Origin of the sequence: Providencia sp. PROV201 (assembly GCF_028479545.1) — a bacterium.
GTDB classification, from domain to species: Bacteria; Pseudomonadota; Gammaproteobacteria; order Enterobacterales; family Enterobacteriaceae; genus Providencia; species Providencia huaxiensis.
On sequence record NZ_JAMPNW010000025.1, the window covers coordinates 29,253 to 45,204 of the forward strand.

Here is a 15,952-nt window from a genome sequence, read left to right on the forward strand (position 1 = left end):
TAGGACTACTCACCATAAGACCGGTATCGTTAGTGTTCCTAGCGGTGCCGGTTTTTTATTGGTTTTTAATAAATATATAACTATTAATTATTGATGAATGTATTTCCTCGAAACGATGTACAATTAATGCGTTATACGATTTATTTTTGCGTCAACGTTGCTTCGCGGGTTATATTTAACGTAAGGTAAATGGTTTGAATTCGCAAAGAATAGAGCAGGTTTTTGGTTAATTTGTGATAGACTCTATTCGGCTGGTGGTTTGCGGCAATGATGGTGCTGCATGTTAATCACCTCCTAGGTATTTCAATCAATAGGCTATTGGAACTAAAGCGATTTTCAAGCCAGCTGCAAAAACACAATGAAAAATGAGGGAAAACATGCGAATTAAAGTCTTGCTTGGTGCTGCTGCATTATTGCTTTTAGCTGGTTGTTCAACAACAACTAATTTGACTGCGGCAGGCTCACAAGTTCGTTTTGTTGAGAATCAACCTGGAAGTGATTGCCAACTTCTCGGTCAGGTTGCAGGGACTCAAAGCAACTGGTTGAGTGGAGTAAATAATGAATCTAGCTCAATGCGCAGCGCAGCAAATGATTTACGTAATAAAGCCGCGGCAATGGGCGGTAACGTGATTTTTGGTGCATCAAGCCCAAGTGAAACCGTGTTATCTAGCTTCATCCCATTAGATAGCAAAATGGTTGGCCAAGTTTATAAGTGCCCCTAAAATGAATTCATAGCGCCCAAATGGTTATTTGGGCGTTTTGCTTTCTAGTTCTGCCTTAAGTTCAGGTCAAGCAGCGTTTTACTTGGCTCTCCCCCAATTTCCCGAGCGAGCTTAGGCACAAGGTACCCTGAGACCTTACTTAATAATTGCTGTATTAATTGTCTAGCTTCAATATCACTCACTAAAAAGTGAGCAGCACCTTGGACTTTATCTAATACATGCAAGTAATAAGGTAAAATACCCGCGTCAAATAGAGCATTACTTAAATTCATCAGAGCTGTCACGTTGTCATTAACTTGGCGCAGTAATACGCTTTGGTTTAATAATGTCACACCTGATAACTTTAGTTTTTGCATTGCTGCGGTGAATGGCTCGTCGATTTCGTTAGCGTGGTTAACGTGCGTCACCATAATGACTTGTAACCTTGAGCTAGCAAGGCGTTTACAGAGAGCTTCAGTGATACGTTCTGGTATCACTACAGGCAAACGAGTATGAATTCTAAGGCGCTTTATATGTGGGATTGCCTCTAATTGGCTGATAAGCCAATCGAGTTCATGGTCTTTTGCCATTAATGGATCACCTCCTGAGAAGATGATTTCATTGAGTTCGGTGTGGTTTTTTATATAATCCACAGCCATCAACCAGTTATTTTTATTTCCTTTGTTGTCTTCATAAGGAAAATGCCGGCGAAAACAGTAGCGACAGTTGACTGCACAGCCACCTTTTACCAGCAGTAATGCGCGGTTGTGGTATTTATGCAGTAAACTTGGAATTTCATTATCCTGCTCTTCTAGTGGGTCAGTAGAAAAACCTGGATGTATATCAAACTCTGCTTTTGCGGTTAATACCTGCAATAACAGAGGGTCTAGTGGATCGCCTTTCTTCATGCGGGAAATAAAGGGCATTGGAACGCGTAAAGGAAATAATTTGCGTGCCTCACTGCCTTCTTTCGATGAAAGGTGGTTTTCTAGGTTAAGTATTTGCAGCAATTCATCTGGATTAGTGATTGCTTCTGCAAGTTGTTGTATCCAGACTTCTCTGGATGAGGTATTTTGAGTTACAATATCGACCATTTTTTGGCTATGCCATTTTTAGTTTATAAATTAGAGGATCACCATGGCTACTTATAGTACCAATGAATTCCGCTCAGGTCTTAAAATCATGTTAGATGGCGAGCCTTGTGTCGTTTTAGAAAGTGAATTCGTCAAACCGGGAAAAGGTCAAGCGTTCGCACGTGTGCGTATTCGTAAACTGATTTCTAACAAACTGTTGGAAAAAACATTTAAGTCTACTGACTCTGTTGACGGTGCAGATGTCATGGATATGAACTTAACTTACCTGTACAACGACGGTGAGTTCTGGCATTTCATGAACAACGAAACTTTCGAACAGTTAGCAGCGGACGAAAAAACCGTTGGCGATAACGCGAAATGGTTAGTTGACCAAGCAGAATGTATTTTAACACTGTGGGACGGCCGTCCTATCGCAGTCACTCCACCTAACTTTGTTGAGTTAGAAATTACTGATACTGACCCTGGCCTGAAAGGTGATACCGCAGGTACAGGTGGTAAACCTGCAACACTGAGCACTGGCGCAGTGGTTAAGGTTCCTCTGTTTGTTCAGATCGGTGAAGTGATCCGTGTTGATACTCGTTCTGGTGAGTATGTTTCACGTGTAAAATAACGGTTGATCCTATACTGAATCGTTAGAAATAAAAAGCCGTGGTCGAGTGCCACGGCTTTTTTTGTCTATTTTTTTAAGGCTTAACAGCACTTAAACCCACCTTTACCACCGTAGCGTGCATCTTGGCGCTCTTTGAAAAACTCTTCATAGGTCATGGGAGTTTGGTCAGGGTGTGTTTTTTGCATATGAGCGACGTAGTTGTCGTAATCGGGGACGCCGACCATCATTTTTGCCGCTTGGCCTAGGTAGCGGGCTGCTTTTCCCAGTTCTCCAAACATTTTTTTCTCCTTACATACTTCGCGCTACAGCGTTGTTGACTGCTCTCGGCCACCCAAGTCACATACTGTTATGTATGCTCCTAGTTTCTCCTTCATACTTCACGCTGTTGCTGCGTTGGCTTCATTCGCTAACCCTAGTCACATACTGGAGTATGCTCCTAGGGATTATCTTCTTTGCCGCCTTGCTCCAACGTGAATTATTTTGGAGAAAGAGTATATGCCCTAAACAGTGACAAGCTTTTTCCGCGAAAATCAATGATGGCGCGTATTTGCCACGATTTCTTCATAGTTGGCTGGCATTGGCTCGTAGGGTACTTCATTCGCAGTTGGTTGGTCAGATTTTAATGCCTTCAACGCAGTGCGGATGGAGAATAGAGCCAGTAATACCACAACAATCATAAAGAAAATAGTTAATCCTGCATCTAAGCGGTTATTGAAAATTAACTGAGTTAATTGAGATTCCGTATATTGAACAGGAATATTACCGCTATCAATCATTGCTTGGAATTTATTTGCGACAGCTAAGAAACCAACACGGGCATCTTCACTGAAGGTTTTCTCCCAGCCAGCAGTCATGGTACAGATTAACAACCATGCAGTTGGGACTAAAGCGACCCATGCGTATCTTTGGCGCTTCATTTTGAACAGTACCACAGCACACAGCATTAATGCCATACCCGCCAACATTTGGTTCGCGATACCAAACAGTGGCCATAAGGTGTTAATACCACCAAGCGGGTCGACAACACCTTGGTGGAGGAAATAACCCCAAGCTAGCACACACAGGGCAGTTGCTATCAAGTTTGCGGGTAACGAATCGGTGCGTTTCAAGGAGGGAGAAACCACACCCAGTAAATCTTGCAGCATAAAGCGTGCTGCTCGAGTTCCTGCATCCACTGCGGTTAAAATAAATAATGCTTCAAATAAAATGGCGAAGTGGTACCAGAAGGCAACATTCATTAGGCCGCCAAGGGCGCCGTGGAGAATATACGCCATCCCAACAGCCAGTGTTGGAGCACCGCCGGCACGTGAAATAATACTGGTTTCACCCACATCATTAGCAATACTGTTGAGCTGTTCAGGGGTGATCTGGAAGCCCCAACTACTGACGACTTGGGCAGCTGAAGCGACGACATCTTGCGTACCCGCAGGCGCTAACATTGCCATAGGGCTATTCATGGCGAAATAAACACCCGGGTCAATCACACAAGCGGCAACTAACGCCATAATCGCCACAAAGGACTCCATCAGCATGCCACCATAGCCGATAAAACAAGCTTGGTTTTCATTCGCCAACATTTTTGGTGTGGTGCCTGATGAAATCAGTGCGTGGAAACCGGATACTGCACCACAAGCAATGGTGATAAATAGGAATGGGAACAGATCCCCTGCCCAGACAGGCCCTGTACCATCAATATATTTCGTCAGTGATGGCATTTGTAGATTTGGATTGAGGATTAAAATACCAATTGCTAAACCAATAATAGTCCCAATTTTTAAGAAGGTTGATAGGTAGTCACGTGGTGCAAGTAGCAACCAAACGGGTAAAACGGCAGCAACAAAGCCGTATCCCACTAACATCCAAGTGAGTTGAACACCGGTATAGTCAAAATAAGGTGCCCAAGTTTCGCTTTCAGCAACCCAACCCCCAGAGATAATGGCAAATACGAGGAAAACTAGCCCTATAATAGAAACTTCACCAATGCGTCCTGGGCGTATATAGCGGGTATAAATACCCATAAAAATAGCCAATGGAATAGTAAAGGCAACGGTGTAAGTTCCCCATGGGCTGTGAGTGAGGGCTTTTACGACAATCATGGCCAGTACCGCTAAGATGATCACCATAATCATAAAACAAGCGATTAAAGCCAACACCCCTGCGGTATTGCCCATTTCTTCTTTAACTAATTCACCCAGTGAACGGCCGTCTCGACGTGTTGAAACAAACAGCACCATAAAGTCTTGTACGGCACCAGCTAGGACAACCCCGGCAAGTAGCCAAAGCATACCAGGTAAATAGCCCATTTGCGCCGCAAGCACAGGGCCGACAAGAGGGCCTGCTCCTGCAATGGCGGCAAAGTGGTGGCCAAATAATACTTTTTTGTCTGTTGGTACGTAATCTAAGCCATCGTTATGACGAATTGCTGGTGTCATACGAGTTGCATCAACTTGGAGTACTTTTTTAGCAATAAAAAGCCCGTAATATCGGTATGCAATCAGATAAATACACACAGCAGCAACAACGATCCACAGGGCATTAATCTGTTCACCTCGATTTAAGGCGATGTAACCCAGTGAAAAAGCACCAAGTAATGCGAGCACAATCCATATTAATTGTTTACCCATAGCCATCCCCATCTGTTCAGTTGATTACTTTTTGTTATTTGTTTAAGTAAAACTGAGAAAGATATAGCCATACTTAAGTTAAAGAAAAAGTAGCTAAAACGAGACACCTAATTGAAATTTGAGATAAATTTAATAATTGTTGCCAATATCACTAATTTAGGATTATTTATTGGATTTTATCTGGTTTTGAACTAGCAGCTATCGGCTTAATTGGTTTTTTATCTTAAATTGTTATTTATTTTGGAATTAATAACTGTTGGGGTGTTTTTGCTGATAAGGGCGAGGGGAAAAGGTTCGGGGAATAATCGGAAGGTAAAAAACTTCCGATTATTCATTGGCTAACTAGGATCGCCTTAATTTTTGAATCATTTTTTTGCCAAAAAGCGTCGTAATTAGGCCAAGCATGATTAAAACGAGGCCAGCAACTTGTACGCCATTTATGTGCTCTCCAAGGAATAAAGCACTACTGCTTAAACCAAAGACAGGAACCAACAATGAAAAAGGAGCAACTCGCCACGCTTCATAGCGACCAAGTAATACTCCCCAGATCCCATAGCCGACAAATGTTGATAAATAAGCTAAATAGATAATGACACCAAAGACTGACCAGTTAAAACCGGATAGCCCTTCCGTAATCGCTTCTTCACCTTCTAATATCCATGAACTAATTAAAAACGGGATAATTGGGATCAGTGCGCTCCAACTGACCAAAGATAGGGCACTGCATTTTTCAGCGCCTTCCTGTTTCATAATAATTCTATTGGTAATATTTCCACAAGCCCATGATAACCCAGCAATTAGTGTAAAAACCAACCCGAGTAATGGAATATCATCTAGTCCACCGGCGGTGGCACCATTGGCTAACACCGTTAGCCCTGCAATCGCGATAAACATACCAATAAAGTGTGTTGGCTGTAATGATTCTTTTAAAATCATTGCGCCAAGTAATAGGGTAAAGAAAGCTTGGGATTGCAATATGACAGAGGTTATACCCGCAGGCATTCCAACTCGAATAGCACAAAATAAGAAGGCGAATTGGCCAAAGCTAATCGTTAGCCCATAGAGAAGCAATAATTTGAATGGAATTTTAGGGCGCTTAAAAATAAAAATAGCGGGAAAGGCCACAAACATGAAGCGTAAGGCACCTAATAATAACGGTGGAAGTGCGGTCACACCGAGTTTAATGATAACGAAGTTAACTCCCCAAATGATTACCACACAAAGGGCGAGTAAGATGTCTCTGAGACTCATGCTATTTTCTCGATGAACTTGCCAGATAAGAGACCTACTTTACCTGCGTATAATTTTGAGTGCGATGGTTATGATGCTTAATCATAAAAAACAGTATAAAAAGGTTAAATATTATTGTTAATTTGCACTTATTTGTTATTTTTCGTTGTTTGAGTCTGGGTCTGTGAATGTTTATAATGTGTTTTCACATCACACGTATTCAGGACGACCTGAAATAACGTCATTTAAATATGGGGACGACCCCGATGAATTAACGGGAGCAACCAGCCATGGCTTGGGTAGTCCTTTTATTTGCAGGTTTATTAGAAGTAGTATGGGCTGTAGGGTTAAAATACAGCCATGGTTTTACCCGCTTAACGCCAAGTATCATCACTATTATCGCTATTATTGCGAGTATGGGGTTATTGGCTTATGCCATGCGTGATTTGCCTGTCGGCACCGCTTATGCAATTTGGACAGGTATTGGTGCAGTGGGTACGGCAATTGTTGGGATTATTTTCCTTGGGGAATCAGCGAATATGTTTCGCTTATTAAGCCTTGCCTTGATTATTACAGGGCTAATTGGCTTAAAAATATCAAGTTAGCTTTCAAATTAAGTGTTTTTTAATTAAAAATAAATAATAAGCGGGTAGCAGAGAAAGTTACCCGCATTTTTTGATATTTTGGGCATAGAGAAAACTATTTTTATATTATTTTTCGTTATAACGCGATGGCCAAATTTCAGATGCCGGTATATCCAAAAATTCAGCAATAATTCTTTCTCCTTTAGGCCAACGTCTTGAAAGGGCATTATTTAATGTTGATGAGTTTAATCCTGCTTGCCGTGATATTTGAGAAAGAGAAGAGCCTTTTTTCTTTATCGCTGCAATAATATCAGCTGAGTGCCAATCTTTTTTCATTTTATCTCCAATTATTGTTTATTTAATAATTTAATTTGAATTTTTATTTCATATTAATATAAAGTTATCAGCCCTACATTTAATAGTCTCATTAAATAATACTTTGAATGTTTTTCATCCTATGATAAAGATACGTCTCTTGATGTTAATCATTTTTAAACTTAAAAGGATTTATTATGGATGTTAAGAATGTTTTTTTAGAAAAATCTTGTGCTGATTTGAAAGATATATTCTCTAATTATTTTGACTGGAATGATATTGATCTTTCTTTTTCTAGGGTTGATGTTAGTAATAAAAAGGTTAACATTATTTCGAATAATTATGAATGGCTGTTGGTTTATTGGGATGCTGATTTAGATAAACTAATGAGTGAGCGGTTATCATCAGGGATACAATATTGGAATAATTACTCTAAAGCTTATATGGAAACTTTATTGAGAACGAAAAAGAATGAGTTGAAGGTGGATTTTTGTACCAAATATGGAAGTGTATATGAAATAACCTCAATTAATTCAAAAAGAAAACTTTCAGTGAAGGAGATGCTCGCAATATATAAATGTCGTCCTACAATTGCTGATTACGCACATGGTATATGGAAATCAAATGATGATTATTTACCACTAAGAGAGAATATAGAGTTATTGGTAGAAAACAATCTGGATGATAATGAAAAAGAAACCGAGATTTTAGATATGCATCAATACATGCGGTTTGGGAATATTCGTTTCACCCGAAAAGAGGTTGTTACTATTAGGTTATTATTATCACATTGTAAAGTAAAAGAAATTAGCTACATACAAGGTTGTTCTGAAGTGTGTGAACATAAGAGAATTCAAAGAATTAAAGAAAAACTTGGTTGTCCACATGCTTCTTCTAGTGGTCTATTTATGGCATTAAAGGAAAATGGAATTACACTAGCCTGTTTAGAAACCTTAGTAAGCTATCCTTAAATTTAAATATATATTTAAATAATTAAAATACTTTATCATTTTTAAATGGATGTAAATATCAAAATGAAATGGAAATTTAGATTTGGTGCAGTCGCTGGTAATGCTTTGGAATACTATGATATTGCTGTTTTTGCAGCTATATCCACTTATTTAAGTATGGAATTAACTAAATTAGGTTATTCCCAAGCTACGGAAATGGTATGGGGGATTTTTGCATTACGTTTTTTAATTCGCCCATTAGGAGGGTATGTTATCGGCCGGTACGCTGATACGGTAGGAAAAAAATCTGCTTTGATATTAACAAGTATGATAACCGGCACGGCAACATTAATGATGGCACTGCTACCCATTGAATTATTAGGAGACTATACGCCACTAGCAATATTAATTTTACAATTGGCTCTTTCTTTTAGTTTCGCAGGTGAGTTTCCTTCTCTAATTACGTATTTATTTAAGGATTTAGATGGAAATATTCAATCTAGAGTTTCGTCAATTATTGTTGGTAGCTCTTTATGTGGGGTCATTGCATCATTAGTTATCGTTTTCATTCTAAAGAATACGTTATCTGAAGATACTATGCAGTCAATTGGGTGGAGGATCCCATTATTAATTGGTTTAATTAATATTTTAATTAGCTTTTGGTTTAGAGCTAAATTACCAGATTATAAAAATGATTTGAACAAAAAAACAATGTTCAGCTGGTACCATGTTTTTTGGGTATTTTTATTTACCATCCCTGGGACTGTCACTTTTTACTCTCAAAATTTGTCAACTTCACTAATTATTCAACAATTAAAGATAGACGAGATAAAAAATTTTTATGAAATATTCTCATCCGGTTTATTGTTAGTTTTTATGATGATATGTGGTTGGTTAACAGATAAGTATAGTTCGGCTAAATCTGTTTTTAATATGGGAGTTATTGGGATGGTACTGTTTTCAGTACCCCTTTATTTTTTACTACAAATAGATAATTTACTTCTGGTTTTTTTAGCTCAAGTTGTTATGTCCACATATTCAGCAATGATATTATGTAATTTATCAGCAGTGCTGATGGATAAATCTAATGGGCAGGCAACAATATTAGGAGTGGGTTATAACACTGCAGCTGCATCTATCGGTGGGATCACCCCTCTGATTGTTAGTTATTTAAGTCATTTTAACTTAGGCTATGTTGGGTTATTTATTGCGGGGTGTGGGCTTTCTTACTTTATTTCGACTTGGTTGCCAAAACCAAATCCTGTTTAGTGTCAGTCATGATTTAATCCCCCCCTTAGGGGGATTAAATCTTCATAAATGATAGGTCTACAGTAGGTAGAATGGCAGTAATAAAATATAAGATGTCTGCTCTATTAGCTATACAAATGTTTTGCGGATAAAAAGTAGCAATAAGAAGTACTAACAATAAAAAGTGTTACTTGATCAACTGGCTAAAACGTTGGTATAGGATTTCACCCAGAGTCTGTTGATTATACTCGGTACTATTGGCTAAATTATCAACAGCAGCATGCATGGAGTGGTAAATCATTGTCGCCATCAATTCTTGGGGCAATTCTGACCACGCTTTGTTTTGTTCACCGAAAGCTAGAATAGCTTTAATTTGTTCAACTGCACGGGTTTCATGGTCATTACTGCGCCCGTGGTATTCGTCGTGAAATAGCATGTCGTGAATGTTTTGTTTTTCAACATAGTATTTGACGCTATTTTCACACCATGATTTGAGTTTGGCAGATGCACTTTTTTGTGAGTCTACAGCGGATTGAATGTGGCCTAAATACCAGTCCATATAGCGAGAGCGTAAGGCTTCCATAATGTCATTTTTTGACTGGAAATAGTGATAAAAAGTCCCTTTTGCAACATCGGCAGATAAGACAATTTCGCTGACAGTTGTATTAACAAATCCTTTGGAAAGAAAGAGTTTTTCTGCTGCATTCATCAGGTCATCTAGCCTTTCTTCCGCAGGTTTCGTTCTTGGCTTTTTAGGTTGTATTGTCATTGAAATATCTCTTAACGTCATGTTCCAAAAGCAAATCTGATAAGGGTATCATAGCACTTAATATTGATATGCTAAAACTTAACTCCCCGGTAGTTTTGCTGTTTCAACTATCGAGTTGTCGCTTTTATGAAAAGATAAACTAAATGCGATCAAGAAAACATACATTGTTGCTCCAATTAGCCACACCCAGCCATCCCAGTTTGCCAGTGTAAGGCCAAAAATAAAGCTAAATAATAGTGGACCAATTACCCCCGTAGTATTGGTTAGACTCACCAATATTCCTTGTAGTTTGCCTTGGTTAGCTTGATTAACTTGAGCGGACATTAACCCTTGTAGCGCGGGTAACGCAATACTGCCACCGGCGAGCAAAATTAATGTAGGGAAAATCATCCAACCCTCTGTGAGTAATGACAAAATAATGAATGCGGTGCCATCTGCGATAAAACCGACAATAATTGTCACTTTTTCATTGAATTTTTTGGCTATCGCCCCGGCAATAAAGGCTTGAAATAGGGCATGCATGACGCCTAAACCCGCCAGAGATAACCCAACTTGCATACTGTCCCATTGAAAGCGATTTTCGGTAAATAACACCCAAGTTGTTGCAGGGATCTGGCCAATTAGCTGCGCCATAAAAAAGACAAAAAGGAGCATAATGAGAGGTTTTATCAGCCGTATGAAGGAAACCGGCTGCTCTACAGTTTCATTTTGATCATTCTGTATAGCACGTCTGTTTTGATCTTTAAAAATAAGCAAGATCACGACAAAAGAGCACGCGTTCAAGGCGGCTGCAATAACAAAAGGTAAGTGTGGAGAGAATTGCCCTGCAAAGCCGCCAATCGCAGGGCCAGCGATTAGGCCAACACCAAATGCTGCACCTAGTCGCCCAAACCATTTTGTACGCTCTTGCGGGGCTGTGTTGTCAGCAATAATAGAAGCGGCAACAGCGCCTGTTGCCCCAGTGATCCCTGAAATTAAGCGGCCTAAATACAGTATCCAAAGTGAGCTGGATAAAGCCAGTAAAGTATAGTCGAGAGCGGCTCCCGCAAGGGAAAGCAGTAAGATAGCTCTGCGACCGAATTTATCGGACCATTTTCCCAGTATTGGAGCAAAAAACACCTGCATGACGGCATACAGGGCTAGTAAGATGCCGTAGTGGTTTGCCAGATTTTCTATTGTTACATACTCACGAAGTAAGGCTGGCAAAACAGGCATGATCAAGCCGATCCCCATGGCATCTAGGGCGGTGATCGTTAAAGCAGTGATCGCAAACTTATTCATAATTGATTTCTCTATCAGTGATAGAGTTGGAATATATCCCTATCAGTGATAGAGTGTCAATAAAAATAGGGGAGCAATATGGCAAGGCTGGATAGAGAAACCATTATTAGTGCCGCATTAGATTTGCTGAATGAAGTGGGAATGGAAGGGCTGACAACTCGAAAATTGGCCCAAAAACTGGGCGTTGAGCAGCCTACACTGTATTGGCATGTGAAGAATAAGCGCACACTGTTAGATGCATTATCGGTTGAAATGCTAAAACGGCACCATGACCACCCATTACCTGCCGAGGGGGAAACGTGGCAGGAATTTTTGCGTCATAATGCATTAAGTTTTCGCCGTGCCTTACTTAGCTATCGTGATGGGGCAAAGGTACATTTGGGGACTCGCCCAAGTTCAGAGCAATATGCAACTGTGGAAAAACAATTACAGTTTATGGTTGATAACGGTTTTTCATTACAAAACGGTTTATATGCAATTAGCGCGGTGGGGCATTTTACGTTAGGTTCGGTGCTAGAACAGCAAGAACATATTGCCGCAATTAGTGAGCGGGATGTAGGACAAGATAGCTCAATGCCGTTGTTATTAAAGCAGGCGATACACATCATGGATAATGATGATGGAACGGCCGCTTTTTTATTTGGTTTAGAATCACTTATTCGAGGCTTTAAGCAATAGTTTTTAAGCTCTAAAAAAGAAAAGGTATGGCCATTGCTGCCATACCTTGTATTAAAATAATGTGTGATTGAATTATTTACAGTGTGAATACACCGATAATTGCAATAACGCTGATGATTGCTGAGCCGCCATAGAAAACCCATTTTGTCGCTGGGACATGGATTTTAAAGTCGTGCAAAGTATGGTGGATACGGTGCATACCACACCATACTGGCAAAATAATCATCAGTAATAAGAATACGCGGCCGATAAAGCTTTGGCTAAATGCCATAATACGCTCATAGCTCAGCATTTCTGGTGCAACGCCGAGAGGAATTAAAATCCCTAACAGAATGATAATAGCAGGGCCAATCACGGCACTCCACATACCACCAGCACCAAATAACCCCCAGAAAATCGGCTCATCGGAACGTTTAGGCGTTAGATTCATCAGATTCTCCTTAGATTAAAATAACAATGCGATTGCTAAGATTGCCGCAGTAACAACAATCGTGAGAGCCCAGAAGCCTTTAACAATAGGCTCATCAGACATTTTCTTATCTTTTACAATAATACTGACGGCTTTTGGTGCAAGATTGAACCACGTAGTGGTGTGCAATAGTGTTGCCGCCAAAGTAATAATGTTAATGATAAGAATGATTGGGTTACTTAAGAACCCAACAAAACCCGCCCATGATTCAGGGCCACTTTTCAGCGCAAATACCCCATACAGGACTAAAATACTGAACCAAACTTGAAGGACTGAAGTACTTTCACGCATGATGTAAAAGCGGTAAAAACCCAACTTTTGCCACCAGTCGCCCTTCATTTCCCTAACATAGGGTTTACGTTTCGTTGTCATGACTTCAATTCTCCTTATCGTGGCTTCAGCATGGCGATAACAAAGTCTTGCGCACTGGCAACTTTACCTTGTTGGATCGCGCCCGCAGGGTCGACATGCTTAGGACAGACTTCAGAGCAGTAGCCTACAAACGTACAGCTCCAGACACCATTGTCACCATTTAACAAGGTCATGCGTTCTTTCGCACCATGGTCTCGGTTATCTAAATTGTAGCGCTCTGCCAATGTGATAGCGGCTGGACCGATGAATTCTGGATTCAGTCCAAATTGTGGGCAAGCTGCATAGCACAGACCACAGTTGATACAGCCTGAGAACTGATGGTATTTCGCCATCTGGGCAGGCGTTTGCTTATTCGGGCCTTCAGAAGGTTTACGGTCATTACCGATAATATACGGTTTGATCGCTTCTAAACGCTCGATAAAGTGAGTCATATCAACAACAAGGTCGCGCTCGATTGGGAAGTTACCTAATGGCTCAACTTTCATGCCTTGCGGGTATTCACGCAGGAATGTTTTACAAGCCAGTTTAGGTACTTTATCGACCATCATGCCACAAGAACCACAAATCGCCATACGACAAGACCAGCGGTAAGACAGGTCTGGAGCGAGGTTATCTTTGATATAGCCTAACGCATCTAACAAAGAAGTTTGCTCGTCGTAAGGGACATCATACGTCACCAAATGGGGCTCACTATCCGTTTCTGGATTGTAACGCATGATCTCCATTTTTAGGTGTTTCATATCATCCATTAGCTTGCTCCTTCTTCGCCTTATCTTGAGCTTCAGCTTCGGCACCGTAAACACGTTTAGCTGGCTGAGATTTCGTGATTTTCACGTCACTGTATTCTAAACGAGGGGAGCCCTCTGGGTTATAGAATGCCAAAGTATGTTTAAGGAAATTCACATCATCACGCTCAGTACAGCCTTCATCGAGACGTTGGTGTGCACCACGTGATTCTTTACGGTTGATTGCAGAGTGAGCCATACATTCAGCCACATCAAGGCCAAAGCCTAATTCAATGGTGTACAGTAGGTCAGTATTAAATACGCTGCTATGGTCGGTAATTTCGACGTGTTTGAAGCGTTCTTTCAGTTCAGCAATTTTATCAACGGTTTTTTGCATTAATTCAGGAGTACGGTAGATACCGCAGCCTTCTTCCATTGAAATACCCATCTCATCACGGATTTTCGACCAGCTCTCTTTCCCTTTTTGGTTCATGAGTTTACTAAGGTCAGCTTCGATATCACGGGTACGGGCTTCGATAGCATTTGCATTAGCTGGTGTTGCTTCAGCAGCATGGCGAGCGGCTTCTTCACCTGCTAGGCGACCAAATACCACTAATTCAGCTAATGAGTTAGAACCTAAACGGTTTGCACCGTGCAAGCCAACAGAAGAACATTCACCGACAGCAAATAGGCCTTTGATACGTGTTTCTGTGCGTTGATCCGTTTCGATACCACCCATGGTGTAGTGGGCGGTTGGGCGAACAGGAATTGGGTCTGTTACTGGGTCAACCCCCACGTAGGCTTTCGCCAACTCACAAATAAATGGTAAACGTTCATGCAGTTTTTCAGCGCCAAGGTGGCGAAGATCTAAGTAAACAACATCACCGCGGTGGGTACTGATAGTGCGGCCTGCACGCCATTCGTGCCAGAACGCTTGGGAAACTTTGTCACGTGGACCCAGTTCCATATATTTATTTTCAGGTTTACCCAGTGGAGTTTCAGGCCCCATTCCGTAGTCTTGCAGATAGCGATAGCCGTCTTTATTGACAAGGATCCCGCCTTCACCACGACAACCTTCGGTCATTAAGATACCAGAGCCAGGAAGACCTGTTGGGTGATACTGAACGAATTCCATGTCACGTAAAGGAACACCATGACGGAATGCCATTCCCATCCCATCACCGGTTACAATACCGCCATTGGTATTATAGCGATAAACACGTCCAGCACCGCCCGTTGCCATGACGATAGAATTCGCACGGATCTGGACTTTTGTTCCTTCCATCATATTTAACGCGACAAGACCACGGACTTGGCCTTCATCAACAATGATATCGAGGACAAAGTGTTCGTCAAAACGTTGAATTTGTGGGTATTTTAATGAAGTTTGGAACAGGGTATGGAGCATGTGGAAGCCAGTTTTATCAGCAGCAAACCACGTACGCTCAATTTTCATCCCACCAAAGCGGCGAACGTTAACTGAACCATCTGGTTTACGGCTCCACGGGCAGCCCCATAGTTCTAGTTGGGTCATTTCTGTTGGGCAGTGTTCGACGAAATAATCGACGACATCTTGCTCACACAGCCAGTCCCCACCAGCTACAGTATCATTAAAATGATAGTCATAGGAGTCATGAGCCTGAGTAACTGCTGCTGATCCCCCCTCTGCGGCCACGGTGTGACTACGCATTGGGTATACTTTTGAGACCAGAGCAATCTTGATATTGGGATTTGCTTCAGCGGCAGCAATTGCTGCACGTAAGCCTGCGCCCCCGGCCCCGATAATCGCTAAATCGGCATTGAAGGTTTGCACTGCGCTTCTCCATTGTTCAAGTGTAAAATTGATAAATTCTTTTAAATACTTTTGATAATTAGCTATGTCATTTTCAGTTCAACTTAAAGCTAAACTCCGAAATATCTGTTTTTTAATAGTAAATAATATAATAGCTAATAATGACTTATCATGCTGTGAATTATAGCGAATAGTACTCAAGATAAATTTGATATAGAGGGGGGTTTTGGCCAAATTTAGCTATAAAGTGTGAGGTAGATCTTCTTTTTGTAAATTGTTTTTACATTACTCGATTTTCTAGGCTGTTAACATCGAATAAAAAGGAATTTCAAATAATTATCATTAAATTTACATAAAATCTTAGCGTATAAAACCAAGGGAATTAGTCAGGTTTTACCAATAATAAGTGAATAATACTATTATTATAGCTGAAGAGTTTCATTCATATTGAATGCTAATTTGCGAGGAGTCTCACTGTTTATTTTTAGAGGAAGTTCAATTTCGAAGAGA

General features: G+C 40.7%; 17 protein-coding genes. 6 read left to right on the forward strand and 11 right to left on the reverse strand.

Translation table 11 applies throughout. From position 1 onward, the window contains the following. The first annotated feature begins 377 nt into the window (after nucleotides 1–377). Nucleotides 378–722, forward strand: a complete 345-nt coding sequence (locus tag PR809_RS17170) for a DUF4156 domain-containing protein (RefSeq protein ID WP_004908089.1) — start codon at nucleotides 378–380, stop codon at nucleotides 720–722. Between the two features lie 44 nt (nucleotides 723–766). On the opposite strand, the gene epmB is transcribed toward PR809_RS17170, so the two are convergent. Beyond that, nucleotides 767–1,795 carry an EF-P beta-lysylation protein EpmB gene (epmB, locus tag PR809_RS17175; protein WP_166264238.1) on the reverse strand — a complete coding sequence of 343 codons (1,029 nt, stop codon included), beginning with the start codon at nucleotides 1,793–1,795 and terminating at the stop codon, nucleotides 767–769. A gap of 43 nt (nucleotides 1,796–1,838) precedes the next feature. On the opposite strand from epmB, the gene efp reads away from it, so the two are divergent. Beyond that, nucleotides 1,839–2,405 carry an elongation factor P gene (efp, locus tag PR809_RS17180; protein ID WP_102138007.1) on the forward strand — a complete coding sequence of 189 codons (567 nt, stop codon included), beginning with the start codon at nucleotides 1,839–1,841 and terminating at the stop codon, nucleotides 2,403–2,405. An 80-nt stretch (nucleotides 2,406–2,485) separates the two neighbouring features. On the opposite strand, the gene PR809_RS17185 is transcribed toward efp, so the two are convergent. The 3 genes from PR809_RS17185 to PR809_RS17195 form a co-directional block, all read right to left on the reverse strand. Further along, nucleotides 2,486–2,683 carry a YbdD/YjiX family protein gene (locus PR809_RS17185; RefSeq protein WP_004258665.1) on the reverse strand — a complete coding sequence of 66 codons (198 nt, stop codon included), beginning with the start codon at nucleotides 2,681–2,683 and terminating at the stop codon, nucleotides 2,486–2,488. A 252-nt stretch (nucleotides 2,684–2,935) separates the two neighbouring features. Then, nucleotides 2,936–5,029 carry a pyruvate/proton symporter CstA gene (cstA, locus tag PR809_RS17190; protein ID WP_102138006.1) on the reverse strand — a complete coding sequence of 698 codons (2,094 nt, stop codon included), beginning with the start codon at nucleotides 5,027–5,029 and terminating at the stop codon, nucleotides 2,936–2,938. 342 nt (nucleotides 5,030–5,371) lie between these two features. Next, a complete protein-coding gene (locus tag PR809_RS17195; RefSeq protein ID WP_206276729.1) occupies nucleotides 5,372–6,280 on the reverse strand; it encodes an EamA family transporter in 909 nt (302 codons plus the stop codon). Between the two features lie 269 nt (nucleotides 6,281–6,549). Between PR809_RS17195 and sugE the strand changes: the two genes are divergently transcribed. Continuing rightward, nucleotides 6,550–6,864, forward strand: a complete 315-nt coding sequence (sugE, locus tag PR809_RS17200) for a quaternary ammonium compound efflux SMR transporter SugE (protein WP_195697746.1) — start codon at nucleotides 6,550–6,552, stop codon at nucleotides 6,862–6,864. A gap of 105 nt (nucleotides 6,865–6,969) precedes the next feature. Here sugE and PR809_RS17205 read toward each other — a convergent pair whose 3' ends face one another. Next, nucleotides 6,970–7,179, reverse strand: a complete 210-nt coding sequence (locus PR809_RS17205; RefSeq protein WP_102138003.1) for a helix-turn-helix domain-containing protein — start codon at nucleotides 7,177–7,179, stop codon at nucleotides 6,970–6,972. Nucleotides 7,180–7,355: 176 nt separating this feature from the next. Between PR809_RS17205 and PR809_RS17210 the strand changes: the two genes are divergently transcribed. Together PR809_RS17210 and PR809_RS17215 are read left to right on the forward strand one after the other, a co-directional pair. Continuing rightward, the gene (locus PR809_RS17210; protein WP_166264244.1) at nucleotides 7,356–8,129 is read left to right on the forward strand and encodes a hypothetical protein; all 774 of its coding nucleotides are present in this window, start codon (nucleotides 7,356–7,358) and stop codon (nucleotides 8,127–8,129) included. A 63-nt stretch (nucleotides 8,130–8,192) separates the two neighbouring features. Further along, nucleotides 8,193–9,377, forward strand: a complete 1,185-nt coding sequence (locus PR809_RS17215; RefSeq protein WP_239979406.1) for an MFS transporter — start codon at nucleotides 8,193–8,195, stop codon at nucleotides 9,375–9,377. Between the two features lie 166 nt (nucleotides 9,378–9,543). Here PR809_RS17215 and PR809_RS17220 read toward each other — a convergent pair whose 3' ends face one another. Further along, entirely contained in the window at nucleotides 9,544–10,125 is a 582-nt protein-coding gene (locus PR809_RS17220; protein ID WP_166264248.1) for a TetR/AcrR family transcriptional regulator, read from the reverse strand. A gap of 78 nt (nucleotides 10,126–10,203) precedes the next feature. Further along, nucleotides 10,204–11,406 carry a Tet(A)/Tet(B)/Tet(C) family tetracycline efflux MFS transporter gene (gene tet / locus PR809_RS17225; RefSeq protein ID WP_206276522.1) on the reverse strand — a complete coding sequence of 401 codons (1,203 nt, stop codon included), beginning with the start codon at nucleotides 11,404–11,406 and terminating at the stop codon, nucleotides 10,204–10,206. A gap of 78 nt (nucleotides 11,407–11,484) precedes the next feature. On the opposite strand from tet, the gene tetR reads away from it, so the two are divergent. Then, nucleotides 11,485–12,084: a tetracycline resistance transcriptional repressor TetR gene (gene tetR, locus PR809_RS17230; protein WP_166264252.1), complete on the forward strand. Its 600-nt coding sequence runs from the start codon at nucleotides 11,485–11,487 to the stop codon at nucleotides 12,082–12,084. A 76-nt stretch (nucleotides 12,085–12,160) separates the two neighbouring features. Here tetR and frdD read toward each other — a convergent pair whose 3' ends face one another. The 4 genes from frdD to frdA are packed head-to-tail and all read right to left on the reverse strand — an operon-like array spanning nucleotide 12,161 to nucleotide 15,463. Beyond that, nucleotides 12,161–12,514, reverse strand: coding sequence for a fumarate reductase subunit FrdD (gene frdD, locus PR809_RS17235; RefSeq protein ID WP_004258620.1), 354 nt, complete (start codon nucleotides 12,512–12,514; stop codon nucleotides 12,161–12,163). 15 nt (nucleotides 12,515–12,529) lie between these two features. Beyond that, nucleotides 12,530–12,925, reverse strand: coding sequence for a fumarate reductase subunit FrdC (frdC, locus tag PR809_RS17240; RefSeq protein WP_004258617.1), 396 nt, complete (start codon nucleotides 12,923–12,925; stop codon nucleotides 12,530–12,532). 14 nt (nucleotides 12,926–12,939) lie between these two features. Further along, nucleotides 12,940–13,674, reverse strand: coding sequence for a succinate dehydrogenase/fumarate reductase iron-sulfur subunit (locus PR809_RS17245; RefSeq protein ID WP_004258616.1), 735 nt, complete (start codon nucleotides 13,672–13,674; stop codon nucleotides 12,940–12,942). Beyond that, nucleotides 13,667–15,463: a fumarate reductase (quinol) flavoprotein subunit gene (gene frdA / locus PR809_RS17250; RefSeq protein WP_102137997.1), complete on the reverse strand. Its 1,797-nt coding sequence runs from the start codon at nucleotides 15,461–15,463 to the stop codon at nucleotides 13,667–13,669. The genes PR809_RS17245 and frdA overlap by 8 nt, the downstream gene beginning before the upstream one ends. Between the last annotated feature and the right edge of the window lie 489 nt (nucleotides 15,464–15,952).

Coding starts and splice junctions, on each gene's coding strand:
- PR809_RS17170 (WP_004908089.1), top strand. CDS start 378: ATGCGAATTAAAGTCTTGCTTGGTGCTGCTGCATTATTGCTTTTAGCT.
- epmB (WP_166264238.1), bottom strand. CDS start 1,795: ATGGTCGATATTGTAACTCAAAATACCTCATCCAGAGAAGTCTGGATA.
- efp (WP_102138007.1), top strand. CDS start 1,839: ATGGCTACTTATAGTACCAATGAATTCCGCTCAGGTCTTAAAATCATG.
- PR809_RS17185 (WP_004258665.1), bottom strand. CDS start 2,683: ATGTTTGGAGAACTGGGAAAAGCAGCCCGCTACCTAGGCCAAGCGGCA.
- cstA (WP_102138006.1), bottom strand. CDS start 5,029: ATGGGTAAACAATTAATATGGATTGTGCTCGCATTACTTGGTGCTTTT.
- PR809_RS17195 (WP_206276729.1), bottom strand. CDS start 6,280: ATGAGTCTCAGAGACATCTTACTCGCCCTTTGTGTGGTAATCATTTGG.
- sugE (WP_195697746.1), top strand. CDS start 6,550: ATGGCTTGGGTAGTCCTTTTATTTGCAGGTTTATTAGAAGTAGTATGG.
- PR809_RS17205 (WP_102138003.1), bottom strand. CDS start 7,179: ATGAAAAAAGATTGGCACTCAGCTGATATTATTGCAGCGATAAAGAAA.
- PR809_RS17210 (WP_166264244.1), top strand. CDS start 7,356: ATGGATGTTAAGAATGTTTTTTTAGAAAAATCTTGTGCTGATTTGAAA.
- PR809_RS17215 (WP_239979406.1), top strand. CDS start 8,193: ATGAAATGGAAATTTAGATTTGGTGCAGTCGCTGGTAATGCTTTGGAA.
- PR809_RS17220 (WP_166264248.1), bottom strand. CDS start 10,125: ATGACAATACAACCTAAAAAGCCAAGAACGAAACCTGCGGAAGAAAGG.
- tet (WP_206276522.1), bottom strand. CDS start 11,406: ATGAATAAGTTTGCGATCACTGCTTTAACGATCACCGCCCTAGATGCC.
- tetR (WP_166264252.1), top strand. CDS start 11,485: ATGGCAAGGCTGGATAGAGAAACCATTATTAGTGCCGCATTAGATTTG.
- frdD (WP_004258620.1), bottom strand. CDS start 12,514: ATGAATCTAACGCCTAAACGTTCCGATGAGCCGATTTTCTGGGGGTTA.
- frdC (WP_004258617.1), bottom strand. CDS start 12,925: ATGACAACGAAACGTAAACCCTATGTTAGGGAAATGAAGGGCGACTGG.
- PR809_RS17245 (WP_004258616.1), bottom strand. CDS start 13,674: ATGGATGATATGAAACACCTAAAAATGGAGATCATGCGTTACAATCCA.